General features: G+C 67.6%; 1 pseudogene. It reads left to right on the top strand.

Annotation, left to right across the window (positions count from 1 at the left end):
* A pseudogene (locus tag IG178_RS24850) lies at positions 1-256 on the top strand (preprotein translocase subunit SecY); the annotation flags it as partial.

A 256-nucleotide genomic window follows, 5' to 3' on the forward strand; every position in this document is an offset into this window, starting at 1 on the left:
AACCTCTTCAGCGGCGGAGCCCTGCTGCAGGTGTCCATCTTCGCCCTGGGCGTGATGCCCTACATCACGGCGAGCATCATCGTCCAGCTGCTGCGAGTGGTCATCCCGCGCTTCCAGGAGCTGCATGAGGAGGGTCCGCAGGGCCAGGCCAAGCTCACGCAGTACACGCGCTACCTCACCATCGGGCTGGCGCTGCTGAACGCGACCACGATCGTCTCCCTGGCCCGGTCGGGCCAGCTGCTGGGCGACTGCCCGC

This window comes from Neoluteolibacter marinus (genome assembly GCF_014904755.1).
Classification (GTDB): domain Bacteria; phylum Verrucomicrobiota; class Verrucomicrobiia; order Verrucomicrobiales; family Akkermansiaceae; genus Haloferula; species Haloferula marina.